The 22,424-nt window shown below is 70.2% G+C and carries 10 protein-coding genes; 2 read left to right on the top strand and 8 right to left on the bottom strand.

Annotation, left to right across the window (positions count from 1 at the left end):
- Positions 1 to 6: 6 nt before the first annotated feature.
- The 5 genes from JR065_RS02625 to JR065_RS02645 all read right to left on the bottom strand — a co-directional run bounded on the left by JR065_RS02625 (position 7) and on the right by JR065_RS02645 (position 16,678).
- Positions 7 to 3,384 carry a hypothetical protein gene (locus tag JR065_RS02625; RefSeq protein ID WP_206231826.1) on the bottom strand — a complete coding sequence of 1,126 codons (3,378 nt, stop codon included), beginning with the start codon at positions 3,382 to 3,384 and terminating at the stop codon, positions 7 to 9.
- On the bottom strand, positions 3,381 to 11,108 hold the full coding sequence (locus JR065_RS21670; protein ID WP_206231828.1) for an SdrD B-like domain-containing protein: 7,728 nt from the start codon (positions 11,106 to 11,108) through the stop codon (positions 3,381 to 3,383). Before JR065_RS21670 ends, JR065_RS02625 begins: the two co-directional genes overlap by 4 nt.
- A 771-nt stretch (positions 11,109 to 11,879) precedes the next feature.
- Positions 11,880 to 12,653, bottom strand: coding sequence for a response regulator transcription factor (locus tag JR065_RS02635; RefSeq protein WP_343237238.1), 774 nt, complete (start codon positions 12,651 to 12,653; stop codon positions 11,880 to 11,882).
- Positions 12,654 to 12,896: 243 nt separating this feature from the next.
- On the bottom strand, positions 12,897 to 15,296 hold the full coding sequence (locus JR065_RS02640; protein ID WP_206231832.1) for a GH36-type glycosyl hydrolase domain-containing protein: 2,400 nt from the start codon (positions 15,294 to 15,296) through the stop codon (positions 12,897 to 12,899).
- Positions 15,293 to 16,678 (bottom strand): MFS transporter, encoded by a 1,386-nt coding sequence (locus JR065_RS02645; protein ID WP_206231835.1) that lies wholly within the window; start codon positions 16,676 to 16,678, stop codon positions 15,293 to 15,295. The genes JR065_RS02640 and JR065_RS02645 overlap by 4 nt, the downstream gene beginning before the upstream one ends.
- Before the next feature lie 151 nt (positions 16,679 to 16,829).
- Here JR065_RS02645 and JR065_RS02650 point away from each other — a divergent pair, with 151 nt between their 5' ends.
- Both JR065_RS02650 and JR065_RS02655 read left to right on the top strand, forming a co-directional pair.
- Positions 16,830 to 17,390 carry a gluconokinase gene (locus JR065_RS02650; RefSeq protein ID WP_206231837.1) on the top strand — a complete coding sequence of 187 codons (561 nt, stop codon included), beginning with the start codon at positions 16,830 to 16,832 and terminating at the stop codon, positions 17,388 to 17,390.
- A 307-nt stretch (positions 17,391 to 17,697) separates the two neighbouring features.
- Positions 17,698 to 18,306 carry a hypothetical protein gene (locus tag JR065_RS02655; RefSeq protein ID WP_206231838.1) on the top strand — a complete coding sequence of 203 codons (609 nt, stop codon included), beginning with the start codon at positions 17,698 to 17,700 and terminating at the stop codon, positions 18,304 to 18,306.
- A 371-nt stretch (positions 18,307 to 18,677) separates the two neighbouring features.
- Here the strand turns inward: JR065_RS02655 and JR065_RS02660 are convergent, their stop codons facing one another.
- The 3 genes from JR065_RS02660 to JR065_RS02675 form a co-directional block, all read right to left on the bottom strand.
- Entirely contained in the window at positions 18,678 to 20,822 is a 2,145-nt protein-coding gene (locus JR065_RS02660; RefSeq protein WP_206231840.1) for a S46 family peptidase, read from the bottom strand.
- Between the two features lie 464 nt (positions 20,823 to 21,286).
- A complete protein-coding gene (locus JR065_RS02665) occupies positions 21,287 to 21,736 on the bottom strand; it encodes a hypothetical protein (RefSeq protein ID WP_206231842.1) in 450 nt (149 codons plus the stop codon).
- A 186-nt stretch (positions 21,737 to 21,922) separates the two neighbouring features.
- Complete coding sequence (locus tag JR065_RS02675) at positions 21,923 to 22,402, bottom strand: hypothetical protein (RefSeq protein WP_206231846.1); 480 nt, start codon at positions 22,400 to 22,402, stop codon at positions 21,923 to 21,925.
- Between the last annotated feature and the right edge of the window lie 22 nt (positions 22,403 to 22,424).

The following is a 22,424-nucleotide window of genomic DNA, read 5'->3' on the forward strand; positions in this document are numbered from 1 at the left end:
GTTTCCTCAGCGCGCCGGATCGCGGTAACGGACGTCGTCGCGACGGAACAGGTCTTCGTCGAATTTGAAACGCAGGCGCAGGAACGCGCCCTGCTGCGTGTACTCGTAGCCGCTCAGGTCGCGGTCGCCGGCGAACCCGCTCCAGTTGTAGCCGGCCGACAGCCACAGGTTCTGCCGCAGCAGCCGCCCCACTTCCAGGCCGTAGGCGTACTGGTTGCCGCCGGACTGGCCGCGGAAGGTCGCGCCGAGCACGCCGATGTCCCAGTGCTCGGTGATGTCGTAGACCACCCGACCGGACAGCAGCAGCGCATGGAAGCGGCTGTCGACGCGGCCGCCGTCGGCGTAGGCGAAACGGTCCTGCTGCCACTTGCCGGCCACGCGCCCGGTCAGCCACCACGGCCGCGACGGATGCCAGTCGGCATGGGTGGAGACGATGTGCGCGCGGGTGCGCACGTCCTGGCTGGTGCCGTCCACCGCCTGCCCGTCGAGCAGGGTCAGGCCGCTCTCGTCGCGCTCGAGCTTGTACTCGTAGCGGGCCAGCGCGTTGATCCGGTTGCGGTCGGTGTCGCGGTAGGCCACGCCGAGCTGGAAGCGGTCCTGCAGCACGTCGCCGCGCGCGGCGTAGTCGGTGCTGAGCAGGTAGTTGCGCCCGAGCAGGGTCCAGTCGCGGCTGAGCTTGCGCGCCACCATGAACTGCAGCAGGGTGGTGTCGAACGCCTCGTCGGCGGCGGTGTCGACCACGTCGCCGGAGATGCGGTGCTCCACCCGTACCGCGCCGCGCCACAGCGGGTTGCCGCTGTAGTCCAGCGCCAGCGCCAGGCCGGTGGCGTCGCCGGTGTTGCCGTCGTAGACCTTGACGTGCTCGGCCGAGCTGCTCAGGCGCAGGCCCTGGCGGATGTCCCAGTTGTTGCGGATGCCCGAGGCGGCCTGCACGTCGCGGCCGCTGATCGCATCGCGCAGCCGGTACTCGGAGAACGCCTGGGTGTCGCGCACGTAGCTGCTGTCCACGCCGAACACCAGCGCATCGGTCTCGCGGTCGGTGGTGGTGATGCCGTAGGCGCTGGTCAGGCCGGTCTGGCGTTCGTAGCGGCCGTACACGCGGCTGCGTTCGAACACCTTGTAGTCCAGCCCGGCGGCGACGCGGTGGCGGTCCTCGCCTTCCACGCCCTGTTCGATTTCGCCGCCGGCCGAGAAGCGGTCGTTGAACCGGTAGCCCAGGCCCAGGCGCACGCTGTCGGAGGACAGGCGGGTGCCGATCGGCAGGTCGCTGGCCACGCCGGTGCCGCCATTGCTGCTGCCAATCACCGGCAGGCCGGTCAGCGGATCCAGCGGCTGCTGGCCGTAGCCGAGTGCGCCGCCGCCGGCGCCGCTGGCGAAGCCGCCAGTGAGCCCGCCGCTGTTGCCGAACGGGGTCGCCGAGGACCACGGCGAGTACGCGCCCACCGTCTCGCGGATGCTGCGCACGCCGAAGTCCACGGTCAGCCGCGAGGTGGCGCCGATGCGCACGCCGGCGCCGCCGGCCTCGCGCTCGCCGCCGTCGGGATTGCGGTCCTCGCTGCGCAGCGCTTCCACGTACAGGTCCAGGCGCGGGCCGACGTGGTAGTCCAGCTTGGCGTTGTACTCGCCGCGTCCGCCGTACAGCGGCGAGGCGGCGTTGTTGAACGCCGGGTCGGTGCGCGCGGCGAACAGGCGCGCGTCGAGCTTGTCGCCGTCGTGGCCGAACTCCACCCGCCAGGCGTCGCCTTCCACTTCGCCGCTGAGGTCCTGCAGGCCCGGCGTGGCGACCTGGTTGATGCTGTTGGTGTTCAGTTCGCTGCGGGTGCGGGCGAATTCGGCGGCCAGGAAGGTGCGCTCGCCGAAGCGGTAGCCGGCGTTGGCGCTGCCCATGCGGAATTCGGCGAACGGGTTGCGGTCGTCGACCACCGAGGCGCCCACTTCCAGGCGCTCGGTGACCTTGAACTGGCCGTCGGCGCCGACCACCCAGAACTTCTCGGTGCCCTGGTCCAGTTCGTAGGTGATGCGCAGCGACACCGGGTTGAGGTCGCTGTCGAACGCGGGCAGGAACTGGTTGAGCAGGATGCGCCCGGAGAACGGCTCGAAGCTGTAGTCCACCAGCCGCGCCAGCGAGCTCACCGAGACGATGCGCGAGGGCTGGTTGCGGTCGCGCACCACCACTTCCACGCGTTCGCTGCCTTCCAGCACCGCGTTGTTGCGCAGCGCGTACGGGCCGCTGCCCTGGCTGGCGAACTCCTCGATCACCTGGCGCAGCGAATCCTGGATCGCGAACACGTTGCTGCGCACGCGCGGGGTTTCGTAGTGCCAGCCCAGGCCGGTGGCGGTGCGGTTGTAGGTGCCCAGGCTGCGCAGCGGGATCGCGTCGGTGCTGCCGACGCCGGTGCGCGAGGCCAGGCCGTCGCCGGTCTGGAAGTCGCCGTACAGCAGGTAGCTGCGGCGGTTGTCGATGCGCACGTACAGGCGCTCGGCCGAGCGCGCGTCGAAGCCGCGCAGCGACGAGTCGCCGTACACCGGGTAGAACTCCTCCGGCTGGATGTCGCGCAGCAGGCGGCCGCGCACGTCCTTGTCCGAGTCGTAGGCGGCGGTGAGCAGGTACTCGCCCTTGATCCGGCCCTTGACGAAGAACGCGGTGCGCGCGGTGGCGCTGGCCTTGCCGTTGTTGAACTGCTTCTCCCAGCGGCGGATGTCGCGCTCGAAGGCGTCGTCGTGCTGCACCGGCGCGATCGCGCTGCTGTTGTCGCGGCGGCGGAAGTTGATGACGCCTTCGATCAGGCCGGTGGCCAGCAGCTCGCGCATTTCCGGCACGAAGCCGACCACGCCCTCGGCGGTCTGGCTGCCGGCGGTGACGCGCAACAGCACGTCCTGCGGCTCGTACGGCGCCAGCAGTTCGAACTCGGCCACGCCGTCGTGCACCGGCAGCTGGATGCCCGGCACCAGCTTGTCGGCGTCCAGCGCGCCCGGACCGAACTCGTCGGTGCGCGAGCCGGGCAGGCGCACGCGCCCGCCGCTGTACTCGATGGTGGCGAAGCGTTCGCCCGGCATCGGCTGGCCGTTCTCGCCGAGCAGGCGCACCTGTACGCGCACCGCGCTCTGACCATCGGCCGGCACGCCGTCGCGGTCCAGTTCGACCACGATCTTGCCCAGCTCGCCGTTGGCCGCGTAGTCGAGCTCGCCGGCGCGGGTCGGCACGGCCTGCGGCGGTGCGGCGGTGGTGTTGGGCGCCTGCGGGTACAGCACGCTGGCGTCGCCGAGCACCGGGGTGAAGCGGCTGCTGCCGCTCACGTCCTGGGCCAGCGCCGGCAGGGCCGCCAGCGCACAGGCGAGGACGCTCAAGCGCGGCGCGCGGCGCAGCTGCGGGTTGCGGCTCATGGCTGCACCTCCGCGGCCGGCGCGGCAGGCGTTGTCGGTCTGGGATCCACGATGGGTCTCTGCTTGGCCGAGTCGGTGGCCTGCTGCGGCGCGCGCAGCGGCTTGCTTTCGAAGCGCAGCGGGGCGTGGCCGGGTTCGGTTTCCGGCGCGCGCACCTCGCCCTGGGTCCGCCGTGCCTTGACCTGTTCCAGCACCGGGTTGGAGCAGCTGCCCTCGACGAAGTCGGCGCGGTGCAGCTCGCCGTTCTTGAGGTCGATGAACAGGCTGTCGGCGTCGCCGAGGTTGCGGTTGCTGCTGGTGGTCAGGCGCGAGCCGACCGGCAGCGTGGACGCATCGACCTTCAGCGTGTGGCTCTGCGGCGGCAGGCCGCAGTAGCTGTACTTGCCTTCGGAGTCGCTGATCATCCAGGTGCCGTCCTCGAAGTACATGCGCACGCCGGGGATGCCGATCTCTTCCGGGTCCTGCACGTGGTTGACGTTGCAGTCCACGAACACCTTGCCGAGCACGCAGCCTTCCTCGGTGAACACGCCACCGGTGACGCGCACGCGGTACTGCGCCTGGTTCGACGGCAGCGCGCCGCCGCGCGGCTGCAGGCTGACCGGGTCGACGCAGCCGCCGGCGATGGAGCAGCCGAACGCCTGCGCGCGGTTGATGCCGTCGCCCTGCTGGCTGCCGACGCCGACCCGCACCCGGTAGGTGAGCACGATCTGCGCGCCGACCTGGATCGGGCCGACCGCAAAGCCCAGCTGCGGACCCGGCGCGCCGGCGGGCTCGGCCACGGCGCGGCCGTTGGCGCGCGCGGTGCCGGCGATGTAGGTGAAGCCGCGCGGCAGGCGGTCGACGATGTCCACCGACGCCAGCGCGTTGCCCGCGGTCTGGCGCACGGTCAGGGTGTACATCACCGTGTCGCCGATCTCGGCGGTCTGGCGGTCGCCGGTCTTGCTGATCGCCAGCCCGGTGGCCACCGCGGTGTCCAGCGGGATGTGGTTGTGCACGATGCCGGCGGTGGCCGAACCGGCGAACAGCCGCAGGTAGTACTGGGTGGCGGTGCCGACCGGGCCGGTCGGCGCCAGCGCGTTGGGCTGCACCTGGTAGTTGCTGCCCACCGCACCGGGCGGCGACAGCGAGCTGCCTTCGGCCGGGATCAGCGTGGAGACGAACACGTAGCCGCCCGGCGGGGTCACCGTCAGCTCGAACTCGCAGCGCGCCGGCGCGGCCGGGCCGAACAGGAACTGGTAGTAGCCGTCGCTGCCGACGGTCATCGACACCGCGTTGCCTTCGATGCGGTAGCCGCCGGCCGCGGTGTTGAGCAGGCTGGTGGCCGGGTCGTAGCCGGCGCAGACGCCGACCGGGGCCAGGGTGACGATCGCACCGGGCACCGGGTCGCGGGTGACCGCGTCGTAGACCACGCCCGACGGATCCACCGGCAGGCTCTGCTGCGGCAGGTTCTCGCCGGCCTTCAGCACCACTTCCAGCTGGCTGATGCCGCCGTCGCTGACCCGGCACGAGCTGGCGCTGCCGTTGCTGATGGCGGTATCGGCCGCGCACGGGGCGGCGGCGCCGGAGGCGGTCTCGCCGCTGACCGGGAACGCCCAGATCACCCCGGAGCTGGGGTCGCGGAAGCGGATGTGCCACTTCTGCCCGGGAATCACGTCGCCGAAGCGGTAGCTGCCGTCGGCGGCGCTGAGCGTGGTCTTGACCACCTGGCCGCTGGTCGGATCGACCAGTTCGACGATCCAGTTCTGCAGGCGGCGATCGCCGCCGTCGAGCAGGGTGTCGTCGTTGCCGACGTCGAACCACACCGTACCGGACACCGACGCGGCCAACTGCACCTGGCTCGGCAGGCGGCACGCGTTCTGGGTGATGGCCGGGTCGCAGACCGGCAGCTGGCCGACGTCGCCCTCGAACGCGCCGCGCTCGGCCGGGCTCGGCCGGTGCGCGGCGTCTTCGCCGCCGCCTTCCACCAGCACCGCGTTGTTGATCGGCGCGCCGGTGGCGGCGGCCGCGGCGACCGCGACCTGGGCGACGATGCGCTCGGACGCGGTGGCGCCGGAGGCCAGCACCTGGCTGCTGCTGCAGCTGAAGCGGTCCGCGCCGGCCGCGCCGGTGCAGGTCCAGCCGGTGCCGGTCGGGGTCGCGGCCAGGGTCACGCCCGGCGGCAGGCGGTCTTCGACCTGGTAGGCGCCGGTGGTCGGGCGCGGGCCGATGTTGCGCACGCTGATGGTGTAGCGCGCGCCGTTGTTGACGGTGAAGCGGGTCGGCTCGGCGACCTTGCTGACCACCAGGTCCGGGGTGTCGGCGATCTCGCCGAAGTTGTTGTCGATCGACTGCGCGCCGTCGGCCAGCACGATCGTGGCGATCGCCGAAGGCACGGTGGTGCGCGCGGTGGCGGTGCCGCGGCTGACGCCGTCGACGGTGCCGGCGGTGGTGATGCCGTTGGTGGTGTCGGCCGGCTGCTGCGGCTCGGTCACGGTGTAGGTGCCCGGGCGCAGTTCGGGGAAGCGGTAGCGGCCGTCGGCCTCGGTGACGATGTTGACGCTGACCGGGCGGCCGAGGTCGTCGGTGCCGGTGAGCTGCATCGGCACGCCGGCGATGCCGGTCTCGTCGCTGTCGATCACGCCGTTGTCGTTGTTGTCGTAGTACACGCGGCCGGCGATCGACGCGGCGGGGATCTCGCCGAAGTCGTAGCCGACGGCCTGCTGGTTGGCGCCCAGCGCGATGGTGCTGATCGCCGACGGCGTGGTGGTCGGCGGCGTGGCGGTGCCGCCACGGTCGCCCGGCACGGTCAGGCCGTTGAGCGTGTCGGCCGGCTGGGTCGGCTCGGTGACGGTGTAGTTGCCCGGCAGCAGCCCGGTGAAGGCGTACTGGCCGTCGGCCGCGGTGGTGGTGGTGAGGTTCACCGCCGCCCCGTTCTGGTCGGTGCCGGTGAGCACGACGGTGACGCCGCCCAGGCCGGTCTCGCTGCTGTCGATGGTGCCGTCGTTGTCGCGGTCCAGCCACACGCGGCCGCTGATCGAGCTGCCGCTCGGGTTCTCGCCGAAGTTGAACACGGTGCCGTCCTGGCCCGCGCCCAGGTCGATGCGCGAGATGCGGTCGGTGCTGGCGGCATCGGCGCCGCCCGGCGCGGTCACGCCGGTGCCGGCCACGCAGTTGCCGGGCGCGCACGCGGCGCCGCCGATCAGGCCCGGGTTCACCGCGGTGGGACGGTTGCTGTAGGCGCCGCTGGGCAGCACTTCGCGCAGCGTGTACAGCACGGTCGGGTCGAGCTGTTCGAAGCGGTACTGGCCGTTGCCATCGGTGACGGTGGTGGCGAGCACCGCGCCGGTCAGCGCGTCGAGCAGTTCGATGCTGGCGCCGACGATCGCCGGGTCGGTGCCGGCGCTGCGCTGGTTGTTGAAGTCCAGGTCCACGTAGACGTAGCCGGACAGGCTGGGCTGGCGCACTTCCGGGAAGTCGTAGCGCAGGCCCTGGTCGTTGGCGCCGACCGGGATCGCGGTGTAGCTGGAGTTCGGCGTGCCGATCGCGTAGGTGCCGCCGAGCGAGGGCGCATCGGCGCCGCCGGTGGGCGGTGCGACCGGTCCGTTGGCGTAGCCGTTGGGCTGGGTCTGGGTCAGCGTGTAGCCGGCGGCGCCGGCGGCGGGCAGGTTCTCGAAGCGGTACTGGCCATTCGCATCGGTGACCGTGGTGGCGCTGACCGCATTGCCGTAGGCATCGGTGCCGCTGAGGGTCACGGTGACCCCGGCCAGCGCGGGCTCGCCGCCCTGGCGCACGCCGCCGTTGCCGGCGCTGCGGTCGCGGTCCTCGAACACGGTGCCGGCCAGCGACGCGCGGGTGACCAGCAGCGGCACGGTGGAGGTGTTGTTGCTGGGCACGCGGTCGATCTGCTCGGTGGACACGGTGGCGGTGTTGTTGACCGCGGCGGCGCCCGGATAGGTGTCCCAGCGCGCCGGGATCACGATGCGCACGCGGCCGCCGACGGTCACGTCGCCCAGGGCGCAGGTGACGTTGCTGCCGTTGGCGCTGCAGCTGCCGGTGCCGTTGGGCACTTCGCCGCCGCCGCCGGGCGGCACGTCGCCGACCTTCTGCCAGGTGATGGCGCCGACGACCACCAGCCCGGCCGGCAGCACGTCGCCGACCACGGTACCGGTGCCGTTGAGCGGGCTGCTGCCGCCGCGATCGCGCGACAGGCTGGCGCCGGGGCCGTTGTTGATCGCGTCGATCACGTAGAAGAACGGCTGGCGCAGGCCGACGCTGCCGATGTCGGCAGGCAGCGCCACGTCCGGATCGGCGGCCGGGGCCTGCGCGATCACGTGCTTGCTCACGCCCATGTCGGCGGAGGCGCGGATGGTGGTTTCCTGGCTGGCGCTGTTGTTGGCGGTGTTGGTGTCCGCTTCGGCCGAGCTGGCCACGGCGATGTTGGCCACGGTGTCGCCGGAAGCGCCGGGCGCGGTGTCGTAGCGGTAGCGCAGGTACAGGGTGCTGGTCTGGCCGGCGGCGACCACGCCGCTGACGTTGCCGCCGCCGAAGCCCACGCCGGGCATCGGGCAGTTCAGCTGCAGCGCCGCGCCCACGGTGGGATTGCTGCCGCCGGTGATGGCGCAGGCCGCCAAGTCGTAGCTGCCGGTCGGCGTAGCCGAGGCGCCGATGAAGGTCAGCGTGCGCCCGGGCAGCGGGGTCAGCGTGTCGACGATGCGCACGTCGGTGGCCACCGACGGGCCGCTGTTGCGCACGGTGACGCGGTAGGTGATCAGGTTGGCGGTCGGATTCGTCGCGTCGTAGCCGAGCGGATCCACGCCGCCGGTGAAGCCGGTATCGACCTTGTTGGTGATCAGTTCCACCGAGCCGCTCTCGAACGGCAGCGAGGCGCTGCGCTGGTCGTCGGCGGCGGTTTCCACGGTGTTGAAGTCGAAGCTGCCGTTGGCGTCGGTGCCGCGCACCGCGTCCGCGTCGCCGTCGCCGTCCAGGTCGAGGAAGAAGTCGGCCAGGTTGTCGAACTGGCGGGCGGTGTTGCCGGCGTCCACGTTCGGACGGATCACCACGGTCAGGCTTTCGGTCTGCTGGTTGTTCATCGTCAGGCGCGCGCACTGCACCGTCACCGTGGCGGGGCTGCCGCTGGTGTTGGCGTAGGACGTGCCGCCGGCGGTGGCGGTGGCGGTGACCCCGGCGCCGGCAGTGGCGGTACAGGTGGCGGTGCCGCCGCCGGTGCGCTGCGCCGAGACCAGCACGAAGCCGGCGTCGTTGGCGGGCAGGGTGAACACGTCGCGGAACACCACGCCCGGCACCGTCGACGGGCCGTCGTTGAGGTAGGACATCACGTAGGTGGTGTTGACGCCGGCGCGGCCGGGCGTGCCGGAGGTGATGTTCTTGGCGGTGGTGCGCACGTTGGCCACGCGCTCGATCCGCACCCAGTCCGAGGCCTGGTTGTTGCTGCCGTCGATCTCGCCGACCGAGCCGGCGACCGCGGCGTCGATGCCGACGCCGGCGGTGTTGCAGAACGCGCCGCTGACGGTGCTGCCGCCGCAGGTGGTGCTGCCCTGGCCGACGCTGTCGAACAGCGCGCGGGTCACGGTGATGACGATGCTGGCGCTGCCGCCGCTGGCCAGCACGGTGGCGCCGGAGTTGCAGACCACCGAGGCGCCGTTGACCGGGCAGCTCCAGCCGGCCGGCGCGGCCACGCTGATGGTGGTGCGGCCGGCGACGAAGCCGGGGATGGTGTCGTTGACGACCACGCCGGCGGTGCCGTCGGGGCCGCTGTTGCTGACGCCCAGCGTGTAGGTGAGGGTGTTCTCGTTGGCGGCGAGCACGTTGTCGGCATCGCCGACGCCGTTGGTGCGCTTGCTGATCGACAGGTCCACGCGCTCGTCGGTGGTGCGGGTGCCGGCGCCGGAGCAGTCGTTGCTGGTGACCGGGTCGCGGTCCACGCCGTTGCCGGTGAGCGGTTCCAGGCTGCCGCCGGAGCCGCCGGTGCAGGCCTGGTTCTGCAGGTTGCCGGCCGCGCGCGCGCGGGTCAGCAGCTGCAGGATCGGCGCATTGGCGTTCACCGCCAGCGGCAGCGACCCGGCGTTCAGGTCGCAGGTCACCGTCTGGTTGCCGCCCGGCGCGTAGGCCGCGTTCACCACGCAGGTCCAGTTGCCGGCGGCGAAGCCGACGCCGGGCACGGCGACGCTGCCGTCGCTGGCCAGCAGTTCCTCGCCCTGCGCCAGCACGTCGACCGCCTGCACCTGGCCGGTGGCCGGACGCGGGCCCAGGTTGGCCACCTGCATGCGGCTGGTCATGCGGCTGTCGGCATCGCTGCCGACGCCGCTCCACACCGCCACCAGGGCCGGGGCCTTGGTCTTGGCCATCGACAGGTCGGCGCCGTCGGCGAGCACGCTGAAGGTGACGCTGCCGGTGTTGTTGTCGGTGCCCAGCGTCGGGCCGTTCGGATCGGGCGTGTCGGCGCTGACGGTGGCGCTGTTGGTGACGCTACCGCTGCTGTTGGTGCCGCTGGCCGGCACCGTCGCCACGATGGTGAAGTCGGCGGTGGCGCCGTTGGCCAGGCTGCCGGCGAGCGAACAGGTGCGGCTGGTGTCGCCGCCGCTGTTGCTGCAGGTCCAGCCGGCCGGGGCGGTGCCGCCGGTGATCACGAAGCCGGTCGGCAGCGCGTCGGTGAAGCGCGGGTTGACCGCGGCGCTGGGGCCTTCGTTGCGGATCTGCAGGTTGAAGGTGACCGGCTGGCCGGACACCGCCGGCGCCGGCGTGGCGGACTTGCTGATGGTCAGGTCGGCACCGGCGGACACGGCGGTGGTGACGCTGGCGCTGTTGTCGCCCGGGTTCGGGTCCGGGCTGGGGCCGGCGTTGACCACGGCGCTGTTGACCAGGTTGCCGCTGCCGGCGTTGACCTTGGCGCGGAAGCTGAACGTGGCGCTGGCGCCCACCGCCAGCGAACCGGCGTGGGTGGCGGTCATCGTGCCGCTGTTGAGGGTCCAGCCGCTGCCGGCGAAGCTGCCCGGCACCAGGGTGACCGCGGCCGGCAGGCTGTCGACCACGTTGAAGTTGGCCGACGCGCTGGGGCCGGCGTTGCGCACGGTGAGGGTGTAGGTGACTTCCGAACCGCCGACCACCGGGTTGGGGGTGGCGGTCTTCTCCAGGCTCAGGTCGCCCGCGGCGACCAGGGTGGTGTCCTCGGTGCGGCGGTTGTTGGCGGTGTTGGTGTCGGCGCCGAAGAACGGATCGTTGCTGCTGAGGCTGGCGATCGGGGTGGTGGCGGCCGGCACCGCGTCGGCGAAGCCGATCGCGCCGACCAGGCTGAAGGTGCCCGGCGCCACGCCGGTGGTGCGCACGCGCAGCGCCAGCGACACCGGCGCGCCGTTGGAGGAGAAGGTACCGACCAGGGTGCCGATGTTGCACACCAGCCGCGTCGACACGCCGCTGTCGGCGGCGCAGCCGGCGGGCAGCGGGGCGGCGGCGATGGCGCCGTTGGGCAGGTCGAAGATCGCGACCGCGTTGGTGACCGTGTCGGCCGCACCGTTCTCGACGGTGACGTTGTAGACCACGTCGCCGCCGGCCGGCGTCGGGTCGTAGCCGGTATCGGACAGGTCGGTCATCTGCAGGTCGGCCGCCAGCGCCCAGCCGGGCACGCCGGTCAGACCCAGCAGGATCGTCAGCAGACGCAGCCAGCGCGGCGCACGCGCACCCTCGACAACGCCGCGGGCAACGCCCGCGCGCTCGTTATACGGTTCCATGTATTTCCCCAATTCAGCACCGATGCGGCGCCTGGGGATCACGTAGTTCGCGACGCCACTGGCGCCACGCTCCCCTACGTGCTCTCTCCCCCGGCTACCGCCGAACCGCCCCGTGCCGGCCACGAAAGTGGCGCAGCGGGAGCGGCGCGCGGATTGTGGGTAGGCGCTGCGGGGATGTCAGTGCCGCCGGCTCTCGCTCGCTCTCGCTCGCTCACCGAGACGGCGGAGGAGCCGCGCCGCGGCGGCTGGCGATGCATTCCCAGGCGGGGCAAGGCGCGGCGGGTCGGGCAGCCAGATGCGCTGCCGGTGCATGGCCGGACACCCGGTCGGCCTGCTGCGAGCGGGCTTCTGGATAGCACGAAGCGAGGCAATGCGGCATGAAGGCATGCGTGGCGGACGTCTTGGCCGCACGGGCCGCGGCCATCGTCAACCTTCGGTATCGCGCGAACGCGCCAGCGCCGTGGGGGGCTGCGCCGGCAGGTGCCCGACAAGATGTCTACCAGACGCACCGGCCCGTAGCGGCAACGACGTCGCCGCATCCGTCGCATCACGTCGCGCGGCGCCAAGGAGCCCGCCGATCTCCCCGGTCCGGCGACGGACTTCCCTCTGCCAGGGGGCAGCGGTCGCTTCGCGCAGGAGCGCATTCCTACGTCGACCCAGCTCCCGGTATCGCCGCGTCGCGAAGGCGGCGCTTCGGCAACACCCGGCCGCGCTTGTCGAACGCGTCGCCGAACAGGACGCCGTGGATGAGTCCGCGTCGGCGACGCGGATTCACTCGGCGCCGGCCACCAGCAGGTAACCGCTGCCGCGCAGCGCCCGCACCGGCAACGGCTGCCCACAAGCGCCGGATACGCGCGTGCGCAACCGGTGCACCAGCGTTTCCAGCCGGTGCGGATCGAAATCCCAGGGCTGGTCGGTGAGCGCGGCGATCAGCGTTTCCCGGTCCACCGGCGTGCCGGCCGCGGCGAACAACGGGCGCAGGAAGCCGCGTTCGGACTCGGTCAGCGCCAGCGACGCGCCGCCGGGCGACTGCAACGTCCAGCCATCGTCGGCCAGGCGCCAGCGCGCGGCCGGCGTGGCTGGCGTGGCCGCCGCCGGGGCGGCCGTGACGGTCGCCGCCGGGGCCAGGCGCCGGCGCAGGCTCTGCAACGCGGCCGCGAGCACCGCCGGGTCCAACGGCTTGACCAGGTACAGGTCCGCGCCCTGGTGCAGGCCGTGCGCCATGTCGCCGGCGCCGCCGCGGCCGGTCAGCATCACGATGCCGACCCGCGCGATCTGGCGCAGGTGCCGCGCCACCGTGTACCCGTTCTCGCCGGGCAGCCCGACGTCGAGCACCACCATGTCGCAAGGGTGCACCGACAGATGCCGGTACAGCGCTTCGGCGCTGTCCAGCCCGTGGACCTGCGCGCCGCGGAAGCCGAGCTCGTCGACGATGATGTCGCGCATCTCGGCATCGTCTTCCACCACCACGACCGTCAAGCCGGCCAGCGACGTGGCGTCCGGCGCCGCTGCCGCGGCGTCCGCCTTGCCCTGTGCATCAACCACTGCGCGTCTCTCTCCCGATGATGCGGCGGAAATGCTAACACGTGTCATTTGCGCGCTTGCCGCGTTAGGGGCGCATGACAGGAGCGTTCGGACCGCGTTCGAATCGGCGACGCAGGCTGCAGCTCTGCGCGGCGAGCGTGCATTTCGACGCCATCGACGCCATCGACGTTATCGGCTCAGAGCGTCAGCGCATCGATTGGCGGCTTCTTCCGATCGCGTTCGCGGTGTCGCGCAAGCGCCGGCTCAGCCTGGCGGCAGCAACACCTGCACGCGATAGCGGCGGCCAGGCTCGATGCCGCCGATCCGCGGCGCCGGCAGCACGACGCCGTCCACGCTCACGCGCGTGGCGGTGCACGCGGCGTCGCGCCGCATCTGCACCTCGAACAGCGCGCCGCGGAAGCGCCGCTGCACCTGCGCCTGCGCCCAGTGCGACGGCAGCTGCGGCTGCACGCGCAACGCATCGCCCTCGCCCTTCAGCCCGAACAGGCCTTCCAGCAGGCAGCGGTACAGCCATGCCGCGGTGCCGGTGTTGAACAGCTGGCTGGAACGCCCGGCGGTGCGCGGCAGTTCGCGCCACGCGCCGCGGTAGTAGTTGGGCACGAACACCGGCAGCTGGCCGCGCTGCAGGTAGTCGGCCGGGTCCGGCCCCGGGATCATCGCGCGCAGCACGCGCCAGGCGCGGTCGGCGTCGCCGATCGCGTACAGGCTGTACAGGTAGAACGCGGCGGCATGGTTGTAGACCGAGCCGTTTTCCGCCGAGCCCGGATGCTTCTGGGTCAGCCGGCCGACGTCCTCGCGCATCGCGGTGTACGGCGGCGCCAGCATCGTCGGCCCGTACGGCGTGTCCAGCTGCGCGTCGATCGCCTGCAGCATGCGCTCGCGCTGCGCCGCGTCGGCGGTGCCGGCCAGCATCGCCCAACTCTGCGGATTGAGGTAGATGCGGCCTTCGGCATCGTCCTTGACCCCGAACGCCACCCCGTCGTCGGTGATGCCGCGCGCGTACCAGTCGCCGTCCCACAGCTGGCGGTTGACCGCGGCGTTGACCTCGGCCGCGCCGGCGCGGAATTCGGCCACCGGCGCGGTCCTGCCGTGGCGCTCGCAGATCGACGCCCACAGCTGCAGCGCATACGCGGTGGCCACCGACAGCCAGCCGGACACGCCGCGGCCCTGGTAGCCCACCATGTTCATCGGATCGCACCAGTCGCCTTGCGCGATATAGCTCAGGCCACGCGCGTCGCGCGCGGCCAGCAGCCAGCGCATCGCCGCATCCAGGCGCTCGGCGACGCTGGCGCTGCGCCCGTCTTCGCCGCGCACCGGCGCGTCCAGCAGCGCCGCATCGCCGGTCTCGTCCAGGTACGCCGACAGGAACACCGGCAGCCACACGCAGTGGTCGGTGTGCGGCACCTGGTTGATGTACTTCAGTTCCGCGCCTTCGACCAGCAGGATGCCGTCGGGCATCGCGCCGCTGGCTTCCTGCTGCGACAGCGCGCGCAGCAGCGCCGCACGCGCCGCACGCGGCTGCAGGAAGCTCATGCCCATGTGGTCCTGCAGGTAGTTGCGGGTCTGCGGGTCGGTGGTCAGGCGGTTGACGTCGCCGTGGTAGAACACCTGCCGCGGCAGCCAGTGGTTGACCAGGTTGTCCAGGCCCGGGTCGGGCGTGGCGATGTGCAGGCAGCCGCGCGCGTCGGCCAGGTAGTCGGCGTAGTCCGCGGCGGCCTGCGCGAAGCCGGCGGCGGACAGGTAGCGCTGCCGCAACGCGCCGATCTCCGCGTCGTCGCGCGCCGGGCCGAACAGGAAGCGCAGGCACTCGTGCTGTTCCGGCGCCAGCGCCAGGCGGTACTGCAGCGCGGCGGTCGGGGTTTCGTAGCGCGCGTCGCTGCCGCCGAGCTGCGCCTGCCGCAGCGCCGAGGGCGCGTGCAGCCCGCCCTCGCCTTCGAACGCCGACTGGCGCGCGTCCCAGGCGTCGGGCGCGCGTTCGTGCAGCAGGAAGGTGCGGTCCTTGAACTCGCGATTGCGGAAGTAGTCCTCCACCTTCTGGTACGGGGTGACGCTGCTGCAGACGATGCCGCCCAGGTCGGCGCGGTACTCGCCGTTCTGGTGCATCCACGACATGTAGCCCACCGGGAAGTACGCGTACACGCTGATCCGGCGCGCGCGGCCGCTGAGGTTGCGCACCTGGCACTGCCACAGTTCCACGCAGTCGTCGACCGGCAGCTGCAGGCGCAGTTCCACTTCGATGCCGTCGTAGGCCGCGCACCAGGCGATGTCGCGCTTGCCCACCGAGAAACGGAACCGCTGCGGGGTCGCGCGCACCGGCTCGTACGGAACCGAATACAGCGCGCCGCTGTCCTCGTCCTTCAGATAGACGAAGCGCCCCGGATGGTGCGCGTAGTACGGCTGCTCCGGCTGCATGAAGGTCCTGGCCTCCAGGTTCGGCGCATGCGCGTACTTGGCCGGCTCCGGCTGCATGAACTGCGCGGTGGCGTAGCCGCGGCAGGTCACCTGGATCATCATCCGCCGGTTCCACAGGAAGCCGCCGGCGCTCGGCATCGCGGTCGGGCTGTACAGGTCGTAGCGCTCGCCGTGGTCGGTCGGGGACAGCAGATCCATCGTGTCGCTCGTATCGGTCGTGGTGGTGGTCATGGCGCCGTCTCGCGCGCGGCCTGCTTGCGCGCGTCCAGCTCCTGCTGGATCTGCACCAGCATCGCGTCGCTGAGCGGATAGAAGCGCATCGTCCACGCCGCCAGCAGCGCGACCAGGCCGGGGATCACCGTCAACAGCAGCACGATGCCCAGCTGCGAGGCGTCGCTCTGCGCCTGGTTGGCGACATAGCCCATGCCCGCCAGCATCCAGGCGATGCAGGCCGAGGCCAGCGCGCCGCCTAGCTTCTGCGAGAACGTGGCCGCCGAGAACGTCATCGCGGTGGCGCGGCGCCCGCTCTTCCATTCGGTGTAGTCGGCCGTGTCGGCGTACATCGAGAACGCCAGCGGCGACTTCGGCCCCAGCGCCAGGCCGATCAGGATGTTCATCGCGAACAGCGCCCAAATCGCCTCGCGCGGGATCAGGAACATCGCGCAGCTGAGCACGCCGACGATCGCCATCAGCGCCATCATCAGCCGCCGCTTGTCGAACCGGCGCGTGAGCAGCGGCGTAGCCGCCGCGCCCACCGCCAGCGCCACCGAATAACTGCCCAGGAACCAGCCGGTCAGCTCGGGACGGCCGATGTAGTACTTGAAGTAGTACACGCCGGCGCCGCCGCGCATCACGATGCTGACCATGATGATCAGCGCCAGCACGAACAGCACCCGCCACGGCGGGTTGCGCAGCAGGTCGGCGATGTCCTGCAGCACCGGCGAGCGCTGCTGCGGCAACGGCTGCACCCGCTCGCGGGTGGTGGCGAAGACGGTCACGAACAGCACGACCGCGACCACGCCATAGACCATCATCGTGCGCTGCCAGCCCAGCGCGTCGTCGCCGCCGCCGAACCAGCGCACCATGTCCAGCGTGGCGTAGTTGACCAGGGTGGTGCCGGCGAAGGCGGCGATGAAGCGGAAACTGATCAGCGTGGTGCGTTGCTGGCTGTCGGAGGTGATCACCCCGGACAGCGCCGAGTACGGGATGCTGATCACCGTGTACATCAGCATCAGCAGCATGAACGTCGCGTACGCCCAGAGCAGGCGCCCATCCTGGTCCAGCGCCGGCGTGGTATAGGCCAGCACCCCGGACACCGCCATCGGTACCGCGGCGAACAACAGATAGGGACGGAACTTGCCCCATCGCGAGCGCGTACGGTCGGCGATCGCCCCCATCACCGGATCGGTGATCGCGTCGACCACCTTGGTCAGCAGGATCATCGTGCCTACCGCCGCGGCCGGCAGGCCCATGGTGTCGGTGTAGAAGATCAGCAGGAACGCGGAGATGTTGGCCCAGTAGAAATTGAAGCCCATGTCGCCGATGCCGTAGCCGAACTTTTCCTTCCAGCGCAGTGGCGCGTCGGCACGCGGCGGGGATGTCGGTGGCGGCATCGGCGGTTCCTGTGGGCAGTCGTGCGATGATTGAGCCATCGCAGCGTGGGCTGCGGCGGTATTGGCGCACGACGCTACACCACTGCCGCGCGCACCGCCAACGCCTGCCGCCGCGTCATGCCAAACCCGTCCCAAGGTATAACCGCACGTGATGGACGCAACGCCAGCAACCAACCTGCACACCGCCGAGGCCATCGTGGTGATGGGCGTCTCGGGCAGCGGCAAGACCAGCGTCGCCCAGGCGTTGGCGGCGCACTACGGCTACCTGTTCCTGGACGCGGACGACTTCCACAGCGACGCGGCGCGCGCGCACATGGCCGGCGGGCAGCCGCTGACCGACGCGATGCGCGCGCCGTGGGTGGCGGCGCTGGCCGCGCAGCTGCGCGAACGCGTGGCCGACGGGCAGGCGCTGGTGCTGGCCTTCTCCGGCCTGCGCCGCGCGCACCGCCAGCAGCTGCGCGACAGCGGCGTGCCGTTGCGCTTCGTGTTCCTGCACGCGGCCGCGCACGTCATCGCCCAGCGCCTGGCGCACCGCAGCGGTCACTTCATGCCGGTGAGCCTGCTCGACAGCCAGTTCGACACGCTGGAACTGCCGCTGGAAGAGCGCGACGTGATCTCGGTGGACGTGGACAAGCCGTTCGATGCGGTGGTCGCCGATGCGATCGCGCAGCTCGATGCCGACGCCGGGGCGCGGTCACGCAGCTCGCCGTGAACGTGTCCGCGACGCACGGGCTTGATGCGGCCGGTTGCGACGCACGGGTACGGGATGCGACGCGGTTGATACGCACACGTGCGCACGCCCCGCGCTCCAAGCCGCTGTTCGCTGCCCGCCATCGCGAGGCGTGAGGATTTCGACATGGCGCATACAAAGAAGTCCGCGCCACGCCGGCCCTGGGCGACCGGCCGCCAGTGCGCCGGCGTGTCCTGAAATCCAGGCCGACCGCGTTATAGGTTGGGAAGGACCGCATTGCCTGAGCCAGGCGCGCCGTTCCACCCGACCCGCCACCCGAAGGACCGACATGAACCACCTCGCGCGCCACCGCCTGCCGCCGACCCTGATGGCGCTGTGCCTGTGCCTGTGCGGCATGGCCACGGCGGCACCGCCGCCCAATCGCGAACTGGACAAGCGCACCGACCTGCCGCGCCCGGACGTTCCCGTGAGCAGCGTCCGCTGCGCGCGGCCGTTCGAGAACCGTGGCACGTTCGCGATACCGGCCGGCTTCAGCGGCGCGGGCGCCTCGTCCGAGTTCATTCCCGCCGACAAGTTCCTGGAACTGCGCCGGCTCAAGGCCACGCTGCGCGAGCCCGGGCTGCGGGCGGGCAATCTGGCGCTCAACGCCGCAGGCGTCGACGAGTGGTACGACCTGCGCGTGGAGAACGGCGCGGCGCTCTACAGCGCGGCGAAGGACGGGGCGCTGTACGCCGACCGCGGCACCCGGATCAAGTTCGTGGCCTACCGCGGCAACGATCACGCCCGCGCGGTCACCGGCGACTACCACATCAGCGGCTGCCTGGTCGATGCGCGGCCGCCGATCATGACCGTGCCCGACATTCGCGCGCCCAGGCTGCCGAAGAAGCGGCTGACGCCGCCGGAGCCGGTGGAGGTGCGCACGCCGGTGCAGCGTTGAACGGCGTTGCCGGGCGCCGGCAACGCGAGGTACACCGAAGTCCGGATCTGCAGCCCGCGCTCGCTTGCCAGTCGGCGCCCGGGATCTGCCCGCTCGCGCTCGCTCGCCAGGCGGACATGGCCGAACCCGCCAACAGCCCGCCGGTGGGCGAGCTCCGGCAGGAACTGAGCGAAGCCGACCGCCCCGGGACGACGTGCGCCGCCACGCCTTGCCCGCGAAGCGGCGCGGCAACATGCGCAGGCGTAGAGCGCGCAGCACTGCCCGCGAGCCCGATCTGCGCGCCAGCCGCAAGCGTCCAATCGAGGCCCATCCTGGCGGTTATCGCTACGAGCGCATGGACGATACGGCCATCGGCCACCGCCGTGCCCGCCTCACTCCTTCGGCAAGCCCATCTCCTGCAACAGCTGCGGCGCCGGATACACCTTGGCCAGCAGCCAGCGCAGGTAGCGCATGTCCACGTGGATCGCGCGCTTGTAGCGCGGGTCGTACCACCAGCTGGCGCTGACGGCCTCCCAGTTGCTGTCGAAGTTCAGCCCGATCAGCTCGCCGCGCGCGTTGAGCACCGGCGAGCCGGAATTGCCGCCGGTGGTGTCCAGGTTGGTCAGGAAGTTCACCGGCTGCGTCTTCAGCTGCGCATCGGCGGTGCTGCCGAAATCGCCCTTGGCGATCGCCTCGAGCAGCGGCTGCGGCGCATCGAACGGCACCTGCCCGGTGTGCTTCTCGACGATCCCGGCGACCGTGGTCAACGGCGCGAAGCTCACCGCGTCGCGCGGCGCCAGCGGCTCGACCCGCCCGTAGCTGATCCGCAGGGTGCCGTTGGCGTCCGGGTACACCGCGCGGCCCTGCTGCTTGCGCCAGCCGACCAGCGCATGCATGTACGCCGGGCGCAGGCGCAGCTGCTCGCCTTCGCGTGCCTTGCGCGCGTCCTCCAGCTGCAGCTGCGCCGGCACCAGCGTGGTGGCCAGCGCCAGCAGCGGATCGGCCGCCAGCGCCTTGCCTTCGCGAGCGGCGGCCAAGCGCGACAGGCGCTCGGCTTCCGTGCCCAGTTTCGTGCCGGCATACAGGGCGTCCAGCGCCTGTTGCAGCTGCGCCGGCGTGCGTCCGAATGCCGCGTCGAACGCCGCCACGCGATGCGCATCGGGCAACTGCTGGTAGCGGGTCAGCAGCGTGCCGAGCAGCGCCTTCTCCACCGCCGGCGAATAGCGCCGCTGCACCTGTTTCAGCTTGCCCTCGATCAGCGCGTGGTCGCGCTGCTGGTAGCCGCTCTCGCGCTGCGCGTCGGGCTTGGCCGACTCCAGCCGCAACCGCTCCAGCACCAGGGCCGAGGACAGCAACTGGGTCTGGCTGCCGATCAGCGCTAACAGCGCATCGCGCTCGCGCACCGCCGCGCCCTGCGCCAGCGAGGCCTGCAACGCGGCGATCGCGCGCGCGTCCTCGCCGGTGGCGGCGGCGAGCATGCCGCGCTCGTCCTCGCCGCGCAGCCGCACCGCGTCGCTGCGCCGCAATCCTTCCAGTTCGCCGGCCGCGCGCTTGCGGTTGTTCTTCAGCGACTGCAGCTGCGCCGCATAGCGCGTGCGCGCTTCGGCGTCGGCCTTGCCGGCCGCCTCGATGACCGCGATCATCGCGTCGAGTACCGCCACGCGCTGCGGCAGGGTCGAATTCACCTGCTCGTCGAACTCGGCCGCGGTGCGGTGCCGGTAGGTGATGCCGGGATAGCCGGCCAGCATCGCGTAGTCGCCGGCCTTCGGGCCCTGCGTGGCGATCTGCAAGTGCGCCGGCGGCTGGTACGGCACGTTGTCGGCGCTGTAGTCGGCCGGCTTGCCGTCCTTGCCCACGTAGGCGCGCAGCAGGGTGAAATCGCTGGTGTGGCGCGGCCACATGAAGTTGTCGATCTCGTCGCCGTAGTTGCCGATCGCGCGCGGCGGCGCGTACACCAGGCGGATGTCGCGCAGCTCGAGCTGGCGGATGCGGTAGAAGTCGGTGCCGTAGTACATGTTGGCCACGCTGCAGCGCACCCCGCCCTCGCGCTCGCAGTCGGCGACGATGCGCTTGCTCGCCGCATCCACCGCATCGAAGTACGCACGCCCGGTCTTGCCCCTGGCCTGCCCCAGTACTTCGTCGGTGACCTTGTCGAAGCCCACCGTCACCAGCACCCGGAAATCCGGATTGGCCGCGCGCTCGTCGCCGCGGTCGCGTGCGATGAAGCCGTTGTCGATCAGGTTCTCGCCGGCCGAGGTGTTGTACTGGATCACCCCGTAGGCCACGTGGTGGTTGGTCAGCAACAGCCCGTCGCCGGACACGAAAGCGCCGGTGCCGCCACCGGCCTTCACCACCGCGCTCAACGGCGGCTGCGTCACCGCCGCCAGGTCGCGCGGATCGCCGCGGAAGCCCGCCTTGCGCAGCGGCGTGGCCAGCTCCGGCAACTGCGACGGCATCCACATGCCTTCGTCAGCACGGGCGGTGGCAGAGAGAGCAAGGCTCAGGGTGAGGCAGGCGAGGTTCTTAGATGTGGGCATGCAAACGTCACGTTACGAGCTAGTTCCGGACCTTAGCCTGCCATTGCAGCAAGTAGCAATACGCGACCTTGATATATCGCCACAGCCAATGCGCTCGCGCTCTGGTTGTTAGAAGGAGGCCTAATAAAATCTAGCGCATCGTTGATCTATTGGCAGGGTATCTCAGCGGTTCCCGCCATAGAATATAGTCAACCCGGTCTACGCCACTCATTCTCCTGCGAATAGATGGCGGCCATCGGCCGGAGGCAGTACCACAGAAGAAGATTCGGCAGCTTGAAAAGATCGAGGCACTGCCCACGCCAAGCAACCCGCCATCGCGCAGGTGCTCGACTCGATGCTGGCGAACCAGCAATAACCATCAAAAGCCCGCGCAGTGCGCGGGCTTTTGCTTGTTGCGGCGGGTTAAGTCCCGCCCTACAAGTTCTACGGCTTCTTAGGGCGGGTTTTAACCCGCCGCAAGGCCGTCAATCGTCGTTAACATGGATGTCATCGTAATCAAGTACGGCAAATTCATTTTTGCTGATTTCCCCTTTTAGCCTTTTTATCCCAACAAAGGCCGCCTTTCCCGCGAGACTTTGACTTCCGGAGGATCGCTGTATGTCAGCCAGGAACCCAGCCAAAGAATCACGCGATCCACTTCGCTCAATAGCCTCCGAAACCAAGCACTCAATCATCAGTCTGCGGATGTTGTCGGAAACCTCTTCCCCTGAGATTAGTGCGTCTTTGAAGTAACCGAGAATGGCCTTGTCCATCCATCTCAAACCGCCAATAAAGACTGCGCGCTCACGCACGTCTTCACTTGGATGATGCAACGAAGAAGAAACCAGAAAATATTGGTCGCCCCCTGGGGTTCTGTTCGAATTCCCCGACAAGGCGTAGAGCTGATCCAGCAAATCATCAGCTTTATTTTCCACTCAACGCCCTCGTCATTTTATCCATGGTCTCAGTCGTTCGTTTGAAAGCCCCCTCGATGGCAGTGCGCTGCCCAGCCGTCAAGCTTGGATTATTCATACTTCCCTCCAAATTCTTCACGGCACCCTTCAACGCAGTCACGGAATTTTTCATCTCGGTGACATGATCGTATCCAGTCTTCTCACCCTTTAGCTCGATGCGCATCCAGCAAAATCATGTGGCTTTGTGTTATTGGAAATGATGTTGTCAACCTTCTTAGTTGCTTGCTGCTGAGCGCGAGTCAACACGGCCTTGCTCGCGAAAAGCTTCGTAAAAAATGACTTTGCGCCAGCGACCACGCCCGGCGCAGCAACCGGCGCACGGCTGAGGGCAATTAACCCAACACCAATAGCCGCACCGACTGCCCTAGCCTCCGATCGATCCATAAATTCACTGCGGGACATGTCGCCGCGATTCATGGCGACTATGTCGCGATCAATGGCGCATGTCGACGGACCATCACATCGCCCATCGGGAGCGGTGTTCTTGTAAGGATTGTTTGAGGCGCACCAATATCGATTGAAGTTGAAGCCGTTAACCGGACTGACACCCACCGGATCAATGCTGAGGAACCTACCGATGACTGGGGTCGTAATACCGCTGCAGTTACGACGGCGCCGGATCGACATGGGCTTGCCGAATACATCGCGC

Origin of the sequence: Xanthomonas sp. (assembly GCF_017163755.1) — a bacterium.
Classification (GTDB): Bacteria; Pseudomonadota; Gammaproteobacteria; order Xanthomonadales; family Xanthomonadaceae; genus Xanthomonas_A.